At 72.6% G+C, this 18,771-nt stretch carries 20 protein-coding genes; 13 read left to right on the top strand and 7 right to left on the bottom strand.

Features of this window, described 5'->3' with window-relative positions; translation table 11 throughout:
- Both GTY47_RS14615 and GTY47_RS14610 read left to right on the top strand, forming a co-directional pair.
- Positions 1-530 (top strand): alpha amylase C-terminal domain-containing protein (locus GTY47_RS14615; protein WP_010033280.1); only part of this gene is annotated, 530 nt, incomplete at its 5' end.
- Between the two features lie 114 nt (positions 531-644).
- Entirely contained in the window at positions 645-1,733 is a 1,089-nt protein-coding gene (locus GTY47_RS14610; protein ID WP_010033277.1) for a glutamate--cysteine ligase, read from the top strand.
- A gap of 52 nt (positions 1,734-1,785) precedes the next feature.
- On the opposite strand, the gene GTY47_RS14605 is transcribed toward GTY47_RS14610, so the two are convergent.
- The gene (locus GTY47_RS14605; RefSeq protein WP_010033276.1) at positions 1,786-2,019 is read right to left on the bottom strand and encodes a DUF6480 family protein; all 234 of its coding nucleotides are present in this window, start codon (positions 2,017-2,019) and stop codon (positions 1,786-1,788) included.
- Positions 2,020-2,170: 151 nt separating this feature from the next.
- On the opposite strand from GTY47_RS14605, the gene GTY47_RS14600 reads away from it, so the two are divergent.
- Entirely contained in the window at positions 2,171-4,069 is a 1,899-nt protein-coding gene (locus GTY47_RS14600; protein ID WP_010033272.1) for an AMP-dependent synthetase/ligase, read from the top strand.
- 115 nt (positions 4,070-4,184) lie between these two features.
- Positions 4,185-4,619: an ATP-binding protein gene (locus GTY47_RS14595; protein WP_010033269.1), complete on the top strand. Its 435-nt coding sequence runs from the start codon at positions 4,185-4,187 to the stop codon at positions 4,617-4,619.
- A 55-nt stretch (positions 4,620-4,674) separates the two neighbouring features.
- Here GTY47_RS14595 and GTY47_RS14590 read toward each other — a convergent pair whose 3' ends face one another.
- Positions 4,675-5,046, bottom strand: a complete 372-nt coding sequence (locus GTY47_RS14590) for a hypothetical protein (protein ID WP_010033267.1) — start codon at positions 5,044-5,046, stop codon at positions 4,675-4,677.
- Positions 5,047-5,388: 342 nt separating this feature from the next.
- Between GTY47_RS14590 and GTY47_RS14585 the strand changes: the two genes are divergently transcribed.
- The 8 genes from GTY47_RS14585 to GTY47_RS14545 all read left to right on the top strand — a co-directional run bounded on the left by GTY47_RS14585 (position 5,389) and on the right by GTY47_RS14545 (position 14,856).
- On the top strand, positions 5,389-5,790 hold the full coding sequence (locus tag GTY47_RS14585; RefSeq protein ID WP_010033266.1) for an STAS domain-containing protein: 402 nt from the start codon (positions 5,389-5,391) through the stop codon (positions 5,788-5,790).
- Positions 5,791-6,045: 255 nt separating this feature from the next.
- Positions 6,046-6,933 carry an STAS domain-containing protein gene (locus GTY47_RS14580; RefSeq protein ID WP_010033264.1) on the top strand — a complete coding sequence of 296 codons (888 nt, stop codon included), beginning with the start codon at positions 6,046-6,048 and terminating at the stop codon, positions 6,931-6,933.
- Entirely contained in the window at positions 6,930-7,349 is a 420-nt protein-coding gene (locus GTY47_RS14575; protein WP_010033262.1) for an STAS domain-containing protein, read from the top strand. The genes GTY47_RS14580 and GTY47_RS14575 overlap by 4 nt, the downstream gene beginning before the upstream one ends.
- Positions 7,349-7,789, top strand: coding sequence for an anti-sigma regulatory factor (locus GTY47_RS14570; RefSeq protein WP_010033256.1), 441 nt, complete (start codon positions 7,349-7,351; stop codon positions 7,787-7,789). The genes GTY47_RS14575 and GTY47_RS14570 overlap by 1 nt, the downstream gene beginning before the upstream one ends.
- A complete protein-coding gene (locus GTY47_RS40865) occupies positions 7,789-9,213 on the top strand; it encodes an ATP-binding SpoIIE family protein phosphatase (protein WP_010033255.1) in 1,425 nt (474 codons plus the stop codon). Before GTY47_RS14570 ends, GTY47_RS40865 begins: the two co-directional genes overlap by 1 nt.
- Positions 9,210-10,940, top strand: coding sequence for a SpoIIE family protein phosphatase (locus GTY47_RS14555; protein WP_029180721.1), 1,731 nt, complete (start codon positions 9,210-9,212; stop codon positions 10,938-10,940). Before GTY47_RS40865 ends, GTY47_RS14555 begins: the two co-directional genes overlap by 4 nt.
- Before the next feature lie 217 nt (positions 10,941-11,157).
- Positions 11,158-12,528 (top strand): NAD(P)/FAD-dependent oxidoreductase, encoded by a 1,371-nt coding sequence (locus GTY47_RS14550; RefSeq protein ID WP_010033251.1) that lies wholly within the window; start codon positions 11,158-11,160, stop codon positions 12,526-12,528.
- 87 nt (positions 12,529-12,615) lie between these two features.
- A complete protein-coding gene (locus GTY47_RS14545; RefSeq protein ID WP_029180720.1) occupies positions 12,616-14,856 on the top strand; it encodes an FUSC family protein in 2,241 nt (746 codons plus the stop codon).
- Between the two features lie 13 nt (positions 14,857-14,869).
- On the opposite strand, the gene GTY47_RS14540 is transcribed toward GTY47_RS14545, so the two are convergent.
- The 5 genes from GTY47_RS14540 to GTY47_RS14520 form a co-directional block, all read right to left on the bottom strand.
- A complete protein-coding gene (locus GTY47_RS14540; RefSeq protein ID WP_010033248.1) occupies positions 14,870-15,304 on the bottom strand; it encodes a hypothetical protein in 435 nt (144 codons plus the stop codon).
- A 136-nt stretch (positions 15,305-15,440) separates the two neighbouring features.
- Positions 15,441-16,280, bottom strand: coding sequence for a DUF1206 domain-containing protein (locus GTY47_RS14535; protein ID WP_029180719.1), 840 nt, complete (start codon positions 16,278-16,280; stop codon positions 15,441-15,443).
- A gap of 175 nt (positions 16,281-16,455) precedes the next feature.
- Positions 16,456-16,722: a DUF5133 domain-containing protein gene (locus tag GTY47_RS14530; protein ID WP_010033246.1), complete on the bottom strand. Its 267-nt coding sequence runs from the start codon at positions 16,720-16,722 to the stop codon at positions 16,456-16,458.
- Positions 16,723-16,750: 28 nt separating this feature from the next.
- The gene (locus tag GTY47_RS14525; RefSeq protein ID WP_010033244.1) at positions 16,751-17,614 is read right to left on the bottom strand and encodes a SigB/SigF/SigG family RNA polymerase sigma factor; all 864 of its coding nucleotides are present in this window, start codon (positions 17,612-17,614) and stop codon (positions 16,751-16,753) included.
- A 207-nt stretch (positions 17,615-17,821) separates the two neighbouring features.
- Entirely contained in the window at positions 17,822-18,256 is a 435-nt protein-coding gene (locus tag GTY47_RS14520; protein ID WP_029180718.1) for an ATP-binding protein, read from the bottom strand.
- 292 nt (positions 18,257-18,548) lie between these two features.
- Here GTY47_RS14520 and GTY47_RS14515 point away from each other — a divergent pair, with 292 nt between their 5' ends.
- Complete coding sequence (locus tag GTY47_RS14515) at positions 18,549-18,770, top strand: hypothetical protein (protein ID WP_010033240.1); 222 nt, start codon at positions 18,549-18,551, stop codon at positions 18,768-18,770.
- Position 18,771: the final 1 nt, after the last annotated feature.

Here is an 18,771-nt window from a genome sequence, read left to right as displayed (position 1 = left end):
TCCGCGCCTACCTCGGCTTCATGTGGAGCCACCCGGGCAAGCAGCTGCTGTTCATGGGGCAGGAGTTCGCGCAGGGCGCCGAGTGGTCGGTGGAGCAGGGGCCGGAGTGGTGGCTGCTCGACGACGGCTACCACTCGGCGGGCGACCACCGGGGCGTGCGGGATCTGGTCCGTGACCTGAACACGGCGTACCGGGCGACGCCGGCGCTGTGGCAGTGCGACACCCGTCCGGAGGGCTTCCGGTGGGTGGCGGTGGACTCGGCAGACGACAACGTCTTCGCGTTCCTGCGGTACGACGCCGAGGGCGGGGCGCTGCTGGCGGTGTCGAACTTCTCCCCGGTCGTCCGGCACGACTACGGCCTCTGGGTCCCGGGCGACGCCGTCGCCTGGCAGGAGATCCTGAACACCGACGACCCGCGTTACGGCGGCAGCGGCGTCACCAACCCGGATCCGGTCAAACCGGAGGACGGCTGTGTCCGGATCACGCTGCCGCCGCTGGCCACCGTGTGGCTGACGCCGTTCGCTCCGTGAAGTCCGGCCGCCGCACCAGGTGTCCGAACCGCATCTGAGGGGCACTGGGTGTCGTACCACCGGGAGAACGCCCGGTGGTCGACGCTGCAGGGTCACGGAAGGGCGGGCAACAGGGTGCGCACCGTCGGAGTGGAGGAGGAGCTCCTCCTGGTCGACCCGGAGACCGGGGAACCGCGGGCGATGTCCGCGGCGGTGCTCGCCCGGGCCGCGCAGGACGACGCGGATCAGGACGTCTTCGAGAAGGAACTCCACGAGCAGATGCTGGAGTTCGCCACCCATCCGCAGTCGTCCATGGAGAGCCTGCGCGCGGAGATCGTCCGCTGCCGCAAGGAGGCGGCCCGGCACGCCGGGGAGATCGGCTGCACGGTCGCGGCGCTCGCCACCTCTCCGCTGCCGGTCAGTCCCGCGATCGGCGTCAACCGCCGGTATCAGTGGATGGCCGATCAGTACGGCATCGCCACCCGGGAGCAGCTCGTCCTGGGCTGCCATGTGCACGTGTCCGTCGAGTCCGACGAGGAGGGCGTCGCGGTCATCGACCGGGTGCGGCCCTGGCTCCAGGTCCTGACGGCGCTCAGTGCGAACTCGCCGTTCTGGCAGGGCAAGGACACGGGGTACAGCAGCTACCGCAGCCGGGTGTGGCTGCGCTGGCCGTCGGCCGGCCCTACCGAGATCTTCGGCTCGGCCGAGCGGTACCACCGTCTCATCGCGGACATGGTGGCCACGGGCGCCCTCCTCGACGACGGGATGATCTACTTCGACGCGCGGCTGTCCCAGCGGTATCCGACGGTGGAGATCCGGGTGTCGGACGTCTGTCTGCACTCCGGCACGGCAGCGCTGGTCGCCACGCTCGTGCGCGGGCTGGTCGAGACCGCCGCGCGCGAGTGGCGGGCCGGCCGGGAACCGCTCGGCCACAGTGTCAGCCTGCTGCGGCTGGCCGACTGGCTGGCCGCCCGGTCCGGTCTTTCGGGCGAGCTGCTGAACCCCGCGACCATGCGGCGCCTGCCCGCCGAGGCGGTCGTGCGTGCCCTGCTGGACCATGTCGAGGAGGCCCTCGCGGACACCGGTGACCTGGAGCGGGCCCGGGCCGCCTGCGAGGAGCTGCTGCGGGACGGCAACGGCGCACAGGTGCAGCGCGCGGTGATGGAGCGCACGGGGAACCTGCGGGACGTCGTCACCGAGTGCGTCCGGCACACACAGGCGTGAGGCGTCCCGCCTTTCGGGAGACGGGCCCGGAGGACTTCTTCCGGAGGCGGGCTCAGAGGATCAGAGCGAGGGCGTAGGCCAGGAAGAACGCCGCGATCAGCACCACGAGGATCAGGATCACGGCCATCGGTGCCTTGGACCAGCCCTTGGGCGGGTTGTGCGTCTCCCGGGGCCCCGCCTCGGGCAGGCTGCTCTCCGCGGGCGGGGTCTCCCCGGGCGGTACGCCGCCGCCCGGTTCCAGGCCGGAGCTGCGTTCGGGTTCGGGATCGGGACTGATGTGACTCATGCCGTCCGGGTCCCCCGATCACGCCGAGATCATCAGCGGGACGACTTCCGTATTTCACGACCCCCGAGGGCCCCGGCTCGACTACATTCGAGCCCCGCCGATGACGCTACCCGTCGGCAATGTCACGCCCCGTACCCGTCAGGAGCAGTGCATGCGCGACCTCGCCCTCGCTCCACCGGCCGTCTCGCCGCTGACCGGCGGGCTCGCCGACAGCGTCTTCGAGACGGCGGACCGCGAACCCACCCGGCCGATGCTCGCCCGCCGCGCCGACCCGGCCGCCGCCTCCTGGGAGGAGGTGTCGGCGATCGAGCTGCGCGACCAGATGGTGGACGTCGCCAAGGGACTGATCGCCTCCGGGATCGCGCCGGGACACCGCGTGGCGATCATGGCGCGCACCCGGTACGAGTGGACGGTCCTGTGCTACGCGCTGTGGGCCGTCGGTGCCGAGGTCGTCCCGGTCTACCCGACGTCGTCGCGCGACCAGGTGGAGTGGATCCTGCGGGACGCCCGGTGTGTGGCCGTGGTCGTGGAGGACGAGCAGGGCGTCATGACCGTCGGCTCGGTGTGCGCGTCGTTGCCGCTGCTGCGCCACGTCTGGCAGCTGGACGCGGGCGCGCTGGAGGATCTGGCGGCGCGCGGGGAGTTCGTCCCGCTCGCCACGGTCGACTCGATGCGCCGCATCGTGCTGCCGGACTCCACGGCGGTCATCGCCTACACCTCGGGCACCTCCGGCCACGCCATGGGCTGCGCCCTCAGCCATCGCAACCTGGCCGCCCCCTGCGACACGCTGCTGACGGGCTGGGGGCACACGGCGGCACCCCCCGGGGAGCAGGGCTCCGTCCTGGCGTTCCTGCCCTTCTCCCATGTGTACGGGCTGATGATCCAGGGCCTGTGCGTGCGCGGCGGCCTGCTCATGGGTCACCAGGCCGACCTGGGCGGGGAGGCGCTGTCGTCGGCGCTGCGCTCCTTCCGGCCCACGTACTTCTACGCGGTCCCGTCGGTCTTCGAGAAGATCTACAAGAACTTCCTGCGCACGGCCCAGCAGGGCGGCCACGGCGGTCTCTTCGAGCGGGCCGCCGAGACGGCGCGGGACTTCGCCGCGGCCCTGGAACGCCAGCGGCTGGGCCGGGGGCGCGGGCCCGGCTTCGATCTGCGGCTCCAGCACGCCCTGTACGAGCGCACGGTGTACCGCAGGCTGCGGGCCGCGCTGGGCGGCCGGGTGCGGCGGGCGACGTCCGGCGGCTCTCCCCTCAGCCGCGATCTGTCGCTCTTCTACGAGGGCATCGGTGTCTACGTGCACGACGGGTACGGCCTGACGGAGACCGGCGGCGGGGTGACGATGCAGCCGCTGGGCCGGGAGAAGTCCGGGACCGTCGGGCAGGCCCTGCCGGGCACGGAGATCCGGGTGGCCGAGGACGGGGAGATCCTGGTGCGCGGCCCGTCGGTGTTCCAGGGGTACGTGGGTGACGAGGCCGCCACCCGGGCCGCGCTGCGCGGCGGCTGGCTGGCCACCGGGGATCTCGGTCACCTGGACTCGGAGGGCTATCTGACGATCACCGGCCGCAAGAAGGACATCATCATCACCAGCAGCGGCAAGAGCGTCGCCCCGGCGGCCCTGGAGCAGCGGCTGCGGATGCACCCGCTCATTCACCAGGCGGTGGTCGTGGGCGACAACCAGCCCTGTGTCGGCGCCCTGATCACGCTGGACCCGGAGTTCCTGGCGCACTGGCGGGCGGCGCTGGCGCTTCAGGGCGAGATGCGCGAGGCACGGGAGGAGAACGCGCTGCGGGAGGAGGTGGCGCGTGCCGTGGCCGCGGCCAACAGCTCCGTGTCGCGGTCGGAGTCGATCCGGGTGTTCCGGGTCCTGCCCGAGCCGTTCGACGTGTCCAACGGGCTGCTGACGCCCTCGATGAAGCTGTGCCGGGACGAGATCGTGCGGCACTACGCGTCCGAGATCGACGCGATGTACCAGTCGCGCAGGCGTCCCGGGCGGCCGAGCACCCAGGACGAACCGTCGAACTGGGACGACTCGGACAACGTGTTCCGTTGAGCGGGAGCCGGACGCGTAGGCCTCGCCCCCTCGGGAACACGCAACAGTGGCGACGCAAGAGAAAGGACGACAGCCCTGACGACAGCCCTTGCTGACGCCGGGCCGGAAAGGCGATATGTCAACCGAGCCGCGTGGGGATGACGCACTGACCTCCGAGGAGATTCCGAGCCGCACGAACAGCTTCGTGGGCGAGCCGCACGACGTGACAGGAGCGCGGCTGGCCGCGGAGGAGTTCCTGCGTGATCTGTCACGCTCCTCGCCGCCCTCTGCCCCCGAGTACTGGGACGACATCCTGTTGGTGGTGACGGAACTGGCCGCCAACGCGGTGCAGTACGCCCCGGGTCCGTTCGCGCTGCGGATGCGCCGGACCTTCGACGGGGTGCACGTGGTCCTGCACGACACCAGCTCGACGGAGCCGGCGCCGCGACCGTTCGATCCGCGCAGCGGGGGCGGCGGCATCGGCTGGCATCTGATCCACACGCTGTGCGACCAGGTCAGCGTGGTGAGCGACGAGCGCGGCAAGGACGTGCACGTCTTCCTGCCCTGGTGAGCCCGGATCCGGGCCCGGGCGCGGCGCGCCCGTGACCGGGTCCGAGGCTCAGGTCTCAGGCCGAGGCCGTCGTACGCGGTGGCAGCCGGTCGTAGTAGTCGCCCACGGCCGTGAGGTACTCCCGGTCCCGGGTCTCGCTGTCGGTCTGGAAGCGGGGCGCCGCCTTGGCGTCTCCCCTGGTGCAGGCGAGTGTGATCCTCCGGCCCTGCGTGTCGATGGCGGTGACGACTCCGGCCGGCACCAGGACGCTGCGGCCGAACACCCAGACGCCGGTGTCGACGACCAGGTGCCGCATGCCGTGCGGGGCGGCCTCACGGTCCACGTGCCCGATCGTGCCGTCGGTCGCGGCGACGGTGAACCCGCTCAGGTCCTGCCCCTCGGCGTGACCGCTGTCCGGCGCGTACGACCAGATTCTGTCGATGGTCACGCTGCTCCATCCTCCCTGACGGTGTGCGGATCGCGGAGCCCGGCGGAGGTTTCCGCCCACCCCGCTCCACAGCAGCAATTACCCTCCTGCCGCAAGCGCATTCGGGTGCACACACCTGCCACCGTACGTCGCCGGCGGCGGACTTCGGCAAGGTTCGTCCCCCGGGGGCATGGGGTGCGGTTTCCGGGGTAATCGCGGGGGCGCGGTGGAAAAGGGAGCCCGGTGGCGAAGGGAGGCACATGAAAAACGGCAGCAGAGCCCGCACCACGACCGACATCGCCCCGCACCGCGGTCATCCGCAGAGGTGACCTGCCCAGGCCGTAGCACTTGTTGGAGGTACCCGTGCCCCTCGCCCAGAACCCGCTGTCCGTGGAGGTCGAACTGCCCCGGGAGGACGTGGCCCTGATCACGGTCGACGGCTATCTGGACGTCGACACCGCGACCGAGTTCCAGGCCCATCTGGCCAACCAACTCCACCACGGCCGACGGCACTTCCTGCTCGACCTCTCGTCGGTCCCCTTCATGGACTCGTCCGGGATGAACATCATCCTGCGGGTGTACCAGGAGACCCGCAAGACCGCCGGCAGCGTGCACGTCATCAGCCCGACACCGGCCGTGCGGCGGGTGCTCGACCTGACGGGCGTCAGCATCACGGTGCCGATATCGGAGAGCGTCGAGGAGGCTCTGGCCCGCGCCGACGAGGTGCCGGAGACCCCCGAGGAGCCGGGGGCACAGAGCGCCTGACGGGCCGGGTGCCCCTCGGGCACCCCGTGGGCGGGCCCGGTGCCCTCGCTCCGCTCTGCCCGGACGGCGGTTCGTCCTCCGCGCGCCGGTGGGGCATGGCCAATTGCCGTTCCCCACAACCGGACGGGTTGCGCCGGATCCGGTGTCGTACGAGGTCGGCGCATGGTTAGAGTTGTCGCCCGGCAAGTGTCACAGCACCGTCCCGTTGCCTTGAGGCGGGCTCGGTCGACGCAACGCGGATGAGGAGAGAACCAGGTGCCGGAGCACGAAGCGGACGGACAGCTCGCCACGCCGACGCACGAGGTCAGGGACTTCCTGCACCGCAGGCGTGAGCAGATCGCCCAGCGGTGGGCGGACGAGCCCCTGTTCCGCACCGTGTTCACCGTCTCGCGCGACGAGGCGGTGGAGGCGGGAAAGGTCGTCGTGGACGCGCTGGCCCAGGTGGCCGACTCGGACCAGGTGGAGGACCCGGACGCGGCGGGATTCAGCGGGGTGCGTGAGCAGCTGGCCCGGATGGGCGCGGCCCGCTCGCGTGCCGGCCTGTCGAACACCCAGGTCTCCAGCGAGCTGGCCGCCCTGCGGCCGCCCGTGGAGAACCTGCTGGCCGCCGATCTGGAGCAGGCACCGCCCGAGCACCTGCGGGCGTGTTCGACGGCGCTGACGGTGCTGATGGGCACCCTGCGGCTGGTCGCCATGCAGACGGCGCTGAGTGAGTGGCAGGCGCTCAGCGACCGGCAGCGGCTCCAGCTGATGGAGGTGGCGACGCCCGTCATCCGGCTGTGGGACGGCGTCGTGGCCGTGCCGCTGATCGGGACGCTGGACAGTGCCCGCAGCCAGGTGGTGATGGAGACGCTGCTGAACGCCGTCGTGGACCAGCACGCCCGGTTCGCGATCCTCGACATCACCGGTGTGCCGACGGTGGACTCGCTGGTGGCGCAGCACCTGATGAAGACGGTCGCCGCGGCGCGGCTGATGGGCGCCCAGTGCATCGTCTCGGGCATCCGCCCCGCGATCGCGCAGACCATCGTCCATCTCGGCCTGGACCTGGACGTGATCACTCGCGCCAGCCTCTCCGACGCGCTGAGGTACGCGCTGCACGAGCTCGGCGCGGACATCGTGAACCCGGGTGCGGGTCAGCGGTGAGCGACGCGTACTCCCGTCCCGTCACGGGCCACGTGCCGGTCCTCCGGCTCGGCGACGTCCTGCTGGTGACGCTCCAGGGGGACCTGCACGACAGCACGGCGCAGCAGCTCCAGCAGGATCTCGCGGAGACCATCTCCCGTACCGGGGTGCGCGGTGTCCTCATCGACATCTCCGGTGTGGAGATCGTCGACTCCTTCCTCGGGCGGGTGCTGGCCGAGATCGCGGCGCAGGCCAAGCTGCTGGCCGCGCGGACCGTGGTGGCCGGCATGCGCCCGGCGGTCGCCATCACCCTGGCGGAACTGGGCCTGACCCTGCCCGGGCTGAGGACGGCGCTCAGCACCGAGGCGGGCATGGAACTCCTCTCGCAGCAGACCCCGGCGTATCGTCCGGGCGGCCCGCGTCAGGAGAGTCCGTGATGCACACTGCCGCGGGCGTGGAGGCCTGCTTGCCCATCCGGTCCGACATGGACCTGGTGTGGGTGCGACAGCACGTGCGGCAGGCCGCGGCCCGGCTCGGCTTCGGCCTGGTGGAGCAGACCAAGCTGGTCACGGCGGCCAGCGAGCTGGCCCGCAACACCCTCGTGCACGGCGGTGGCGGACAGATGGAGGCGACGCACATCAGCAGCGGCGGTGTGCAGGGGCTCCGGCTGGCCTTCACGGACGAGGGGCCGGGCATCGCCGACCTGGACCAGGCGCTCAGCGACGGCTACACCTCCGGCGATGGACTGGGCATGGGACTGAGCGGCGCGCGGCGCCTGGTGCACGATTTCGAGATCGACAGCACGCCGGGCGACGGCACCACCGTGCGGGTGACGTGCTGGGCGGCCCAGCCGCCGCGTCCGCGCGAGGAGGTCTGATGCCGCGCGTGTGGGACGTCCCGGTGCGCGACTCGACGCGGGTGCGCGACGCGCGGGTAGCCGCGGAGAGCGCGGCCGCGCTGGCCGGTCTCGACGAGCGGCGCACCGCGGCCGCCGCGCTGGTCGCGACCGAGCTCGCCACGAATCTGCTCAAGCACGCCGGGGTCGGTCAGGTGCTCATCGACGTCGTGGCACCGCCCGCGCCACGGGAGGGCGGTACTCGGTCCCGGGTCGTGCAGATCGCCACGATCGACCACGGCCCGGGCATCGCGGACCTGCCCGCGGCCCTGCGCGACGGTTTCTCCACGACCGGCTCGCTCGGCGCGGGCCTCGGTACCTGTCAGCGGCTCGCCGACGACTTCGCCCTGCACAGCACGCCCGGCCGCGGCACGGTCGCGGTGGCCCGCTTGGGCACCACACCCCGCGGTGGCGGCGGTCCGGCCGGGCAGGTGGGGGCCGACTCGGTGTCGGGCGGCCGGGGTCCGGCGGAGGGCGCGGCGGTTCCCGGCGCCCCGGCGTGGTCCGAGGGCGGGTCCCGTGCCGGCGACTGGTGGCCGGGCGGTGCCTCACCGGTCGGCCACGCGCCGGTGGGAGCCGTGGCGTGCGGCGCCCTGACGGGGCACGGGGCGGTGCCCGGCGGTGCGCCGGGCTTTCCGGTACAGGCCGGCGGCGTGCCCGGGGAGAGTGGTGTCCTCGGGAAAGAACCGGGCCCCCAGCCGGTCTCCGCCGTTCGGAACGGCGAGATGCCGGGCCCGGGCGCACCGGATCCTGAAGGGCGCCCCGGCCCGTCGGGCGAGCGGTCCGCGCCGGTCGCCGGCGTGCGCGCCGGGGGCGTGAACATCCCCTACGGCGGAGCCGAGTACTCGGGTGACGCCTGGGCGTGGGTGCGTTCCGGGGACCGGCTGACGCTGATGCTGGCGGACGGCCTGGGGCACGGCCCGGAGGCGGCCCGGGCCTCGTCCGCCGCGGTCACGGCGCTGCACCGCTGGGCTCATCTCACGCCCGCCGAGTCGCTGCGGCGGCTCCACGACGCGCTGAAGGGCACCCGGGGCGCGGCCGTCGCCCTGGCCCAGCTCGACGTGCGGGCCGGGCGGCTGCGGTTCGCCGGCATCGGGAACGTGGGGGCGCGGCTGCGCGCGGACGGCACCTGGCGTCCGCTGCTGTCGCGGCCCGGAATCGTCGGCGTGCACCGGCCCGCCACCCTCCGCGAGGAGGAGGCCGAGTGGGCGGCCGACCGGCTGCTGGTCCTGCACACCGACGGCCTGCCCAGCCGCTGGACGCCGCCGTCCGACGCCGGTCTGCCCGCGGCCGACCCGGCCGTGACGGCCGCCGTGGCGATACGTGACGCGAGCAGTCCCGCCCGTCCGGTGCGGGACGACACCGCCGTGGCCGTGCTGACTCCGACCCCGCCGGAACGCCCATGATGCGCACTTGGCAGATCACCACCGTCACCGATGCGGCACGCGCCCGCATCGCCCTCGCGCGCCTGGCCGCGGCATACGGTGTGCCCACCGTCGAACGGACCAGGCTGGCCGCCGCCCTCAGCGCCCATCTTCGGCAGTGCCTCACCAAGGGCGGCACCTGGCTGCTCACCCTGGACATGGCCGGGTCCCCCGCCGAGGAGGGGCTGCTGCACGCCGTGGTGACGCCGTCGCCGGACGCGTCGGCCGCCGCCGGGGAGCCGCCGTGGGAGGTCACGGTCCCCTGCCCCGAGGCGGCCCGCACCACGGAGAGCGGCGCCGTCGAGGACGATGCCGCGGCCCTCGCGGAGGCGCTGCTCGGCGCCGACGAGGACACGGCCGTGGTGTTGGACAAGCTCAGCGAGCAGGAGGATCTGGTCGCCTTCCACCGCGAGGAGCTGCACCAGACGAACCAGGGCGTCCTGGCGCTGCACGCCGAGCTGGACGCGGCCAGCCGGGCCCAGCGCGAGGCCTTCGCCGCCGAGCGCAGCGCACGCAACGAGGCGGAGAGCGCCCGCCGCAGACTGACCTTCCTCGCGGACGCCAGCGCCGTGCTGACGGCCTCGCTGAACCACGAGGAGATCGTGCGCCGGCTGCCGGACCTGCTGGTGCCGGAGTACGCCCGCAGCGTCGACGTCTGGCTGTTCGACCACGAGGACGACGAGCACCGGTCGGCGCCGCATCCGGCCGCCGCCGTGGTCGCGGCCCGGACCGGTCGGCCGCAGTACGCCGCGGACCATCCCGGCGGCCTGCCCGGCGTCGACGACCAGCCGCCGTCCGCGCTGGATCCCACACGGCCGCTGCTGTGCGTTCCGCTGCCGACGCGCCGGGCCCCGCTGGGGGTGCTGACCCTGTCGCCGCCCGGTGCGCGCTGGGACCCGGACGACGCGGTGATGCTGATCGAGCTCACCCGGCGGGCCAGCATCGCGATCGACAACGCCCGGCGCTTCGAGCACAACCGCGACATCGCCGAGACGCTGCAACGCGCCCTGCTCACGGACCTGCCGGCCACGCCGGGCCTCAGCCTGGCCGCGCGCTATCTGCCCGCCACCCACGGGCTGAACATCGGCGGTGACTGGTACGACGCGTTCCCGCAGCGGGACGGCGGTCTCATCACCGTCGTCGGCGACGTGACCGGGCACGGTCTGCACGCGGCCGTCATGATGAGCCAGCTGCGCACCGCCCTGCGGGCGTACGCCGTCGACGGCGACAGCCCGGGCCGGCTGCTGACCCGGCTGCACCGGTTCCTGCACCATCTCCAGCCGGACCTGTACGCCACCGCCGTCATCGCCCGGTTGCACCCGGACGAGCCCACGCTGACCTGGGCCGCCGCGGGCCATCCGCCGCCGGTGCTGCGGCTGCCCGACGGAACCGTGCGCACGCTCGACGCCAAACCCGGCGCCATGCTGGGCATCCCCCTCACCCAGGAGATCGGCGACCACACGGTGCGTCTTTCGCCCGGGTCGACGCTCGCGCTGTACACGGACGGGCTGGTCGAACGGCGCGCGCAGGGCATAGACCCGGGCATCGAGCGGCTGGCCTCGGCGCTCGGCGGGTTCCGTTCGGCGGAGCTGGACGCGGATCTGGAGGGCTCGGCGGACCGGATCCTGCATCCGCTGCTGAGCGATTCCGAGCGCGACGACGACGTGTGTCTGCTGCTGTGCCACCTCCAGGGAGACGCCGCGCCCTGACGTCGGGCCCGGCCGGTCGGGTGTGCACGTGTTCTTCACGCCGGCCTGGTGCTTTTCGGCCACGGGGCGGGCATGGTGGTGATCGACGCGTTCGTCTGCCTGCCGCGTCCGACTGGCGTGCCGGTCGGACACGCGGTGGGATCAATGGGGTGCGAACCAGCGATCCAGGGGCAGTCGATAGGCGTTCGAGGCAGACCGCCTGGAGCCGCAGAAAGGGATGAACACCGTGACACGACCCAGGATCCTGGTGGTTGGCGCAGGCTTCGCCGGCGTGGAGTGCGTCCGCCGCCTGGAACGGAAACTCTCCCCGGACGAGGCCGACGTCACGCTGGTGACGCCGTTCGCCTACCAGCTCTACCTGCCGCTGCTCCCCCAGGTCGCCTCCGGCGTGCTGACGCCGCAGTCGATCGCCGTCTCGTTGCGCCGCAGCAAGAAGTACCGCACGCGGATCATTCCGGGCGGAGCCATCGGCGTCGATCTGAAGTCCAAGGTCTGCGTCATCCGCACGATCACCGACCAGATCGTCAACGAGCCTTACGACTACATCGTGCTGGCCCCCGGCAGCATCACCCGCACCTTCGACATCCCGGGGCTGACGGACCACGCGTTCGGGATGAAGACGCTCGCCGAGGCCGCGTACATCCGTGACCACGTCATCTCCCAGCTGGATCTGGCCGACGCGAGCCAGGACCCGGTGGAGCGGGCCTCACGGCTGCAGTTCGTGGTGGTCGGCGGCGGCTACGCGGGCACCGAGACCGCGGCGTGCCTGCAGCGGCTGACGCACGCCGCCGTGAAGCGCTATCCGCGGCTGGACCCGGGCCTGATCAAGTGGCATCTGATCGACATCGCGCCGAAGCTGATGCCGGAGCTCGGCGACAAGCTCGGCAGCAGCGCGCAGGAGATCCTGCGCCGGCGGGGCATCGAGATCTCCCTGGGCACCTCCATCGCGAAGGCCGGCCCGGAGGAGGTCACCTTCACCGACGGGCGGGTGATCCCGACCCGCACGCTCATCTGGACGGCCGGGGTCGTCGCCAGTCCCCTCATCGCGACGCTGGGCGCGGAGACCGTCAAGGGGCGGCTCGCGGTCGCCCCCGAGATGAACCTGCCGGGCAACGACGGGGTGTTCGCGCTCGGCGACTCGGCCGCCGTGCCCGACCTGGCCAAGGGGGACGGGGCGATGTGCCCGCCCACGGCGCAGCACGCCCTGCGGCAGGGCCGGCACGTCGCCGACAACGTCATCGCGTCGCTGCGGGGCGGGCCGATGCGGCCGTACGTCCACAAGGACCTGGGGCTCGTCGTCGACCTCGGCGGCACCGACGCGGTCTCCAAGCCGCTGGGCATCGAGCTGCGCGGCCTGCCCGCCCAGGCCGTGGCACGCGGCTACCACTGGTCGGCGCTGCGCACCAACGTCGCCAAGACCCGGGTGATGACGAACTGGCTCCTCAACGCGGTCGCCGGCGACGACTTCGTCCGGACCGGGTTCCAGGCCCGCAAGGCCGCGAGGCTGAAGGACTTCGAGTACACCGACGCCTATCTGACGCCGGAACAGGTGCGGGCCCACGTCGAGGGAACCAGTCGGCAGGAGTAGGACGGGGCTGGAGGGGACCGTCCGCTCGTGGCATGTCATGCTGAGGTGCGGATCTTGGTGTGGTGAGTCGGGAGAGAGTGCGGCGGCGTGAGGGCAGCGGGACGCTCGGTGCGGGCACGACTGCGGGACCGGATCGCCGCGTCCGACCCGGGGCTGCTGCGCCTGACGGCCGGGCTGCGGACGGTCGGCGCCATCGCCCTCACCCTGGCCGTGCTCGCCCTGCTGCGGGCCGATGTGCATCTCCTGGTGGCGGGGGCCATGGCGGCGATGGTCGCCACCTTCGCCATCCGGGAGAAGCAGCCCGGCGCGCAGGCCGTGACGCTGGCGCTGGGCCTTCCGGTGGCGCTGGCGTCCGTCTCGCTGGGCGCGGTGCTCAACGCGCGCCTCTACGCCGGTGACGTCTTCTTCGTCGTCCTGATCTTCTGCGCGGTCTACGGCCGCCGGTTCGGCGACCGGGGCACCGCGCTCGGCCTGATCGGCTTCCAGGTCTACTTCCTGTCCCTGTTCGTCGGCGCCGAGGTGTCCTCGCTGCCCACGCTGTGCGGTGCCATCGCCCTGGCGTTCTGCTCCAGTGCCCTGCTGCGCTTCGCGGTCGTACCCGCGACCCCCGCGGGCGTGCTGCTGCGGCTGCGGCTGGCCTTCCGTGCCCGGCTGGCCCAGCTGGTGTCCGCGCAGCTCGACCTTCTCGACGCCGGCGCGGACGAGATGGACAAGGCCCTGGACGCGGTGCGCGAGGGCACCGCGGCGCTGCACGAAACGGCGATGATGATCCAGGCGCGGCTGGAGGAAGGCACGCCCGACGAGTCGGCGGCGCGGCTCGTGCAGCGCCGGATCGCGGACGCCGAGATCGCCGCCGAGCGGCTCGGCCTGCTGCTGCTGACCGCCCGCAGCGCCGAACGGGCCGACACGCTCACGCTGCACCTGCCGGGCGCGCCCGCGCCGTCGGTGGGGCAGCTGGCCGTGCCGGACGAGGCCACCGCCACGCTCCGCCGCGACCTCCAGGCGCTGCGCACCCTCGTGCTGCGCGCCGGAAGCGGCGATACGGGGACCGCCCTGGCCCATGTGCGCAACCGGCTCCTCGGCTACCGGGACGAGGAGAACCTGCCGTCCGCCCCCGCCGCCGTCCAGGACGTGTTCCGGGGCATCGGTGAGGCCGCGCGCTCGGTGCTGGGGCTGCGGATCGCGCTGGACGGCCCGCAGGACGAGTCCGACGACACGCCCGCGACGGCCCGCTCCCGCGAGGAGCTGGACGCGGAGGACGCCGCGATCGACAGCGTCGAGGAACCGTCGGAGGAGGAAGAGACGGGACTGCGGCGGCCCACCACCCGCGCGGCCGTGCAGGTGGCCGTCGGGTCGGCGCTGGCCATCGTGGGCGGCGAGCTGCTGTCCACGCAGCGCTGGTACTGGGCGGTGCTGACGTGCTGGATCGTCTTCCTGAACACCGCCTCGACGGGCGAGATCCTGGTCAAGGGCTACCGCCGGCTGCTGGGCACGGTGTTCGGCGTGGTGGCGGGCATCGTCCTGGCGGGGTTGGTCGGGCAGCACACCGTGACGGCGTTCGCGCTGGTCCTGGTGCTGATCTTCGCGATGTTCTACGTGGCGCCGCTGTCGTACACGCTGATGTCGTTCTTCGTGACCGCGATGCTGGGGCTGCTGTACACGCTGCTGCACACCTACAGCCTCGACGTGCTCCTGCTGCGGGTGGAGGAGACAGCGCTGGGTGCGGCCTGCGGAGTGGTCGCGGCGGCGCTGGTGCTGCCGGTGCGGACCGACCGCCGGACGAACGAACTGCTCGGCACGGTTCTGGAGCGGCTGGCCGACGTCACCGAGGCCGCGGTCGGCCAGCTGAGCGGCGGGCCGGCGGACGAGCTGCTGGACAAGGCGCGCGATCTGGACCAGGCGCTGGCCGACCTGCGGGCCGCCACGCAGCCGCTGACCCATCCGGTCACCCCGCTGCGGGCCCGGCGCCATACCGCCCGGTACGTGGTGGCGCTGCTGGAGACATGCGCGTACCACGCGCGGACGCTGGCGGCCACCGCCGAACTGCTGCCCACGCATCCGTCGATCGCGGCGGACCCCCGGCTGCGCGGGGCCGCGGGGCGCACCGTGCGCAACATCGAGACCATCGCGGCCCGGGTCGCGGACGAGCACGCCGCCGCGCGGGTCGAGACGGGGCCGAGCATCGCCTCGCTGCTGGGGTCCGACGCCGGCACACCGCGCTACGGCCGCATCACCGACCGCGTGCTGCGGCATCTGGAGCGGCTGGACGAGGCGGTGGTGGGTCTCGCCCGCCCGCTGGGCGTGCCCGTGGCCGAACCGCGGGCCTGAGGCCCGGCGTCGCTCAGAAGTCGGTGGGCAGTCCGCTGACCTCGGCGATGCCCCGCAGCTCCTCCGTCTGCCGGTGCCGTTCCTTGATGTAGTCGGCGATCTCGCCGAGGCGGACCGGGTCGGACGCGGTGGACGCGTCCGTGACGATCCTGACCGGGCCGGTCTCGTCCACGTCGAGTTCGATCACTTCGTTGTCCAGGCGGCCGGTGACGGCGGTGGCGATGACGAGGGCCACCTCGTCACGGACCTCCTGGGGCAGTTCGTCGTCGGCCCCTGAGTCGAGTGCGAAGTCGAGGCTGGACAGGCGCTCCTCGTCGATCGCCTCGAGGACCGGTTCCACCACGCGCATCAGGAGGCGGTAGTCCTCCGTGTCCATCCGGATGCGCAGGAGGTCCAGGTACACGTCCACGGGCCGGCCGTCGCCATGCGGAATCTCGGAATCGCTCATTCGCTTCGTGTTCCCCACATGACGCGGATCAGACGCGCGCTTCGTGTTCCCCACATGACGCGGATCAGACGCGCGCTTCGTGTTCCCCACATGACGCGGATCAGACGCGCGCTTCGTGTTCCCCACATGACGCGGATCAGACGCGGCGCCAGCGGGCCATGGCGAAGGAGAACACCCCGAACAGCACCAGCCCGGCGGCGACGCAGACCAGCAGCCAGGGACCGAGCGGGGTGTCCGCGAAGCTGCGCAGGGTGTCGTCCAGTCCCTTGGCCCGGTCCGGTTCGTAGTCGATCGCCGCGCGGACGGCGAAGAGGCCGGCCACGGCGAACACCAGCCCGCGGGCGGCGCCGCCGGCCACGCCGGTGACGTCCACCAGCCGCCGTGTCCGGGGGCTCATCTGGCCGAGCCGGAGCTTGTCGTGGTACTTGCGGAGCACCGCCCGTACGCCGATCCACCCGCCGGCCACGACGATCGCGATGCCGGCCGCGCCGACCAGCCACTGGCCGGCGGGTATCTCCAGGGCCCTGGCGGTGGCGTCCTGGGACTGCCGGTCGCTGGATCCGCCGCCGCTTCGGCCGCGGTCCGCCGCGAACGACAGCACGGAGTAGGCGACGAAGACGTAGAACACGAAGCGGGCCGCCGCCAGCAGCCGCTTGCGTGCGCTGCGGCCGTCCGGTCCGACGGAGCCGAACAGGACCTCGGACAGCCGCCACAGGGCCATGCCGGCGAGACCGATGCCCAGCGCCCAGAGCAGCACCGCGCCGAACGGCTTCTGTGACAGTTCGGCCAGGGCTCCCCCGCGGTCGGCCTGCTCACCCGTGTCGCCGAAGGCGATCTGCAGCGCCAGGGCCCCGACGAGCAGATAGATCACACCCCGGGCGGCCAGGCCCGCCCGTGCCGCCCCCTCGGTCACCGAACCCCGCGCCACTCGCCGGGCCCGGATCCGACCGCCTTGTGCCATCGCACTCGTGTTCATGTGGACCTCCCGGCACTCCGGATGCCCCGGCTCGGCCGCCACACACCCGGCCCGGCCGCCGGACCAGGGGATTCCGGTCACCCGTGGCGTGACATGAGAGGGCCCGGCCGACGGCTGCCGCCGTCGGCCGGGCCCCTTGGGTGCCGCGCCCCGTCATGTCACGCGCACACCCGGATCAGGCGGGCTCCGGGGTCGGCACGTGCTGCCCGGTGACGGTCTGTTGGATGGTCTCGCGGGCCGGTGCGGGTGCGGTCGCGAGCCACTGGTGAGCGACCTCCAGGGCACGCTCGACGTCCCGGGTGCCGGTGGACACGCACAACGTGTACGCAAGGTCGCGTGCCCGCGCGCTCACGGCGGCCGGGTCGCTCGCCGGCACGGCAGCCGCCAGTGCCTCGTACTCGTCGACGAGACGGCGCAGCACGGCGGGATGGGGCCTCAGCATGGTTCGTCGCTCCTCGGGGGTCGGATGGTCAGGCCGTCGTGGAGGTGCCGCCGGTGCCGCGGGTGCCCGTCCGCTGCCCCAGGACCTCGTCGCGCACGCGGGCGCAGCTGCGGCTGATGAGGCGGGAGACGTGCATCTGGGAGATGCCCAGGTGGTCGGCGATGCGGCTCTGTGTCATGTCCTCGAAGAACCGCATGTACAGAATGGCCCGCTCGCGTTCCGGCAGGCGGCGCAGGCCTTCCTTGGCGGACTCGCGGTCGACCACGACGTCGTAGGACGAGTCGGCCGCGCCGAGGGTGTCCGCGAGGCTGTAGCCGTCGTCGTCGGCCGAGAGTTCGGCGTCCAGCGACAGCGTGCTGAAGCTCTCCAGGGCCTCGAGCCCGGCATTGACCTCTTCCTCGGTCAGGCCGGTGTGGGCGGCGATGTCCGCCACGGAGGGCTCGGGGCTGCCCGGGTTCTGGGTGAGTTCACGGCGTGCCACCCGCACCTTGTTGCGCAGTTCCTGCACGCGGCGGGGCACCCGGAGGGCCCACATGCGGTCCCGGAAGTGCCGCTTGACCTCACCGGTGATGGTGGGGACGGCGTAGCTCTCGAAGGCTCCCCGGCTCGGGTCGAACCGGTCGATGGCCTTGACCAGCCCCAGGGCTGCCACCTGCCGGAGGTCCTCGATGGACTCTCCGCGGTCGCGGAAGCGGCCGGCGATGCGGTGGGCCATGGGCAGCCACAGCGTGACGAGTTCGTCGCGGACGGCTTCCCGCTCGGGCCCCTCCTCCAGCTCGGCCAGCCGGGCGAAGAGCTCCGCGGTGTCCGGGGCGTCGTCGTGCCGCCGCCGGGAGGCGGTGGTGGTCGTTTCGGGCGTGCCGGGACGGTTGGTGGGCGTATCGATGAGCATGCGGATTCGCTCCTGAACAACGATGGTTTCAGGGACTTGCCGCGGGACGGTCGCTGCCCGGATCGCCTGGAGGGCCTCCGGGGCAGTCATACATACCGCTCCCGCTGGCGCGCCTCCGGTCCGAAGCACGAAACTGCGACTGCCCTGCCACCGGTGGAACAAACTCCACTTTGCCGTGCAATCTGGCGGGAACCAGCAAACGGCCGTTCAGGAGAGGGGCACGACGGCGGTGATGCACTTGCCGCCGGAGGGCAGGTCGGACACGCGGACGTCGCGGGAGAGCCGGCAGACGATGGGCCAGCCGTGGCCGCCGTGCCGCAGCCGACCGTGCGGATCGGTGGGCGGCGCGGTCACCGGCAGTTCGTCGCTGCGGTCGCTCACGGAGACCCGTACGCCGGGGCCGTCGACATCGACCCGGAAGTCGGTGACTCCGCCGCCGTGCAGGATCGCGTTGGTCGTCAGCTCCGAGGCGACGAGCAGCGCGTCGGACAGGGCGTCCACGTCACACGCGGTGTGGGTGGTGCGGCAGCGCTCGGCGACAGCGCGCTCCACGGCCCGGCGTGCCTCGGCGGGTTTGCACGGCCGGGCCCGGCGCGCACCGGGCGGCCCGCCTACCGATTCGATCATGTGCTCCTCGCACATCCTTCAGCTCCCTGCTCGGTCAGGACATGAGCCGGGTCCGGACCGCGCACCGTGGCCGCCCGCCCGGGCACGCCTCGGGCTCACGGACCCGCTGTCGGTGTTTCCTTCCACCACCCGCGGCTTGCGGGCGCATCGCGCGCGCCGCGGGTCTCTCATTCGGCTGACCTCTCCCCGCACCTGCAAACCTCGGTCCGCACCGATGCCGGAAAAAGAGCCCGAAAAGACCCCTGGGAGGCCCGGGACGGCTGTGAATCGATGCCATCGCCACGCGTCGCCGGGGTACGCGGGGTGCATGACCGATGTGGTGGATTCCGATGAACTGCTGCGGCGCATCCAGCGCGCGAGGGCCTGCGCGGTGCGCGAGGAGCGGACGTGGCGGACCAGGAGCGAGGAACTGGGCGCCTCCGACCCGAAGGGGGCCAGGGACGCGACCGTGCGGCAGATGTCCTACGAGGCGGTGCTCAGGGTGCTGGACGAGATCCTGACTCCGGGCAAACACGCCGCGGGAGGCTGAC

The organism is Streptomyces sp. SID5464 (assembly GCF_009862985.1).
In the GTDB taxonomy this organism is placed as follows: Bacteria; Actinomycetota; Actinomycetes; order Streptomycetales; family Streptomycetaceae; genus Streptomyces; species Streptomyces chartreusis_D.
This window is presented reverse-complemented; position numbering and strand designations above follow the sequence as displayed.

Coding starts and splice junctions, on each gene's coding strand:
- GTY47_RS14515 (WP_010033240.1), top strand. CDS start 18,549: ATGACCGATGTGGTGGATTCCGATGAACTGCTGCGGCGCATCCAGCGC.
- GTY47_RS14570 (WP_010033256.1), top strand. CDS start 7,349: ATGCACACTGCCGCGGGCGTGGAGGCCTGCTTGCCCATCCGGTCCGAC.
- GTY47_RS14605 (WP_010033276.1), bottom strand. CDS start 2,019: ATGAGTCACATCAGTCCCGATCCCGAACCCGAACGCAGCTCCGGCCTG.
- GTY47_RS14600 (WP_010033272.1), top strand. CDS start 2,171: ATGCGCGACCTCGCCCTCGCTCCACCGGCCGTCTCGCCGCTGACCGGC.
- GTY47_RS40865 (WP_010033255.1), top strand. CDS start 7,789: ATGCCGCGCGTGTGGGACGTCCCGGTGCGCGACTCGACGCGGGTGCGC.
- GTY47_RS14550 (WP_010033251.1), top strand. CDS start 11,158: ATGAACACCGTGACACGACCCAGGATCCTGGTGGTTGGCGCAGGCTTC.
- GTY47_RS14595 (WP_010033269.1), top strand. CDS start 4,185: ATGTCAACCGAGCCGCGTGGGGATGACGCACTGACCTCCGAGGAGATT.
- GTY47_RS14520 (WP_029180718.1), bottom strand. CDS start 18,256: ATGTGCGAGGAGCACATGATCGAATCGGTAGGCGGGCCGCCCGGTGCG.
- GTY47_RS14540 (WP_010033248.1), bottom strand. CDS start 15,304: ATGAGCGATTCCGAGATTCCGCATGGCGACGGCCGGCCCGTGGACGTG.
- GTY47_RS14525 (WP_010033244.1), bottom strand. CDS start 17,614: ATGCTCATCGATACGCCCACCAACCGTCCCGGCACGCCCGAAACGACC.
- GTY47_RS14530 (WP_010033246.1), bottom strand. CDS start 16,722: ATGCTGAGGCCCCATCCCGCCGTGCTGCGCCGTCTCGTCGACGAGTAC.
- GTY47_RS14555 (WP_029180721.1), top strand. CDS start 9,210: ATGATGCGCACTTGGCAGATCACCACCGTCACCGATGCGGCACGCGCC.
- GTY47_RS14535 (WP_029180719.1), bottom strand. CDS start 16,280: ATGAACACGAGTGCGATGGCACAAGGCGGTCGGATCCGGGCCCGGCGA.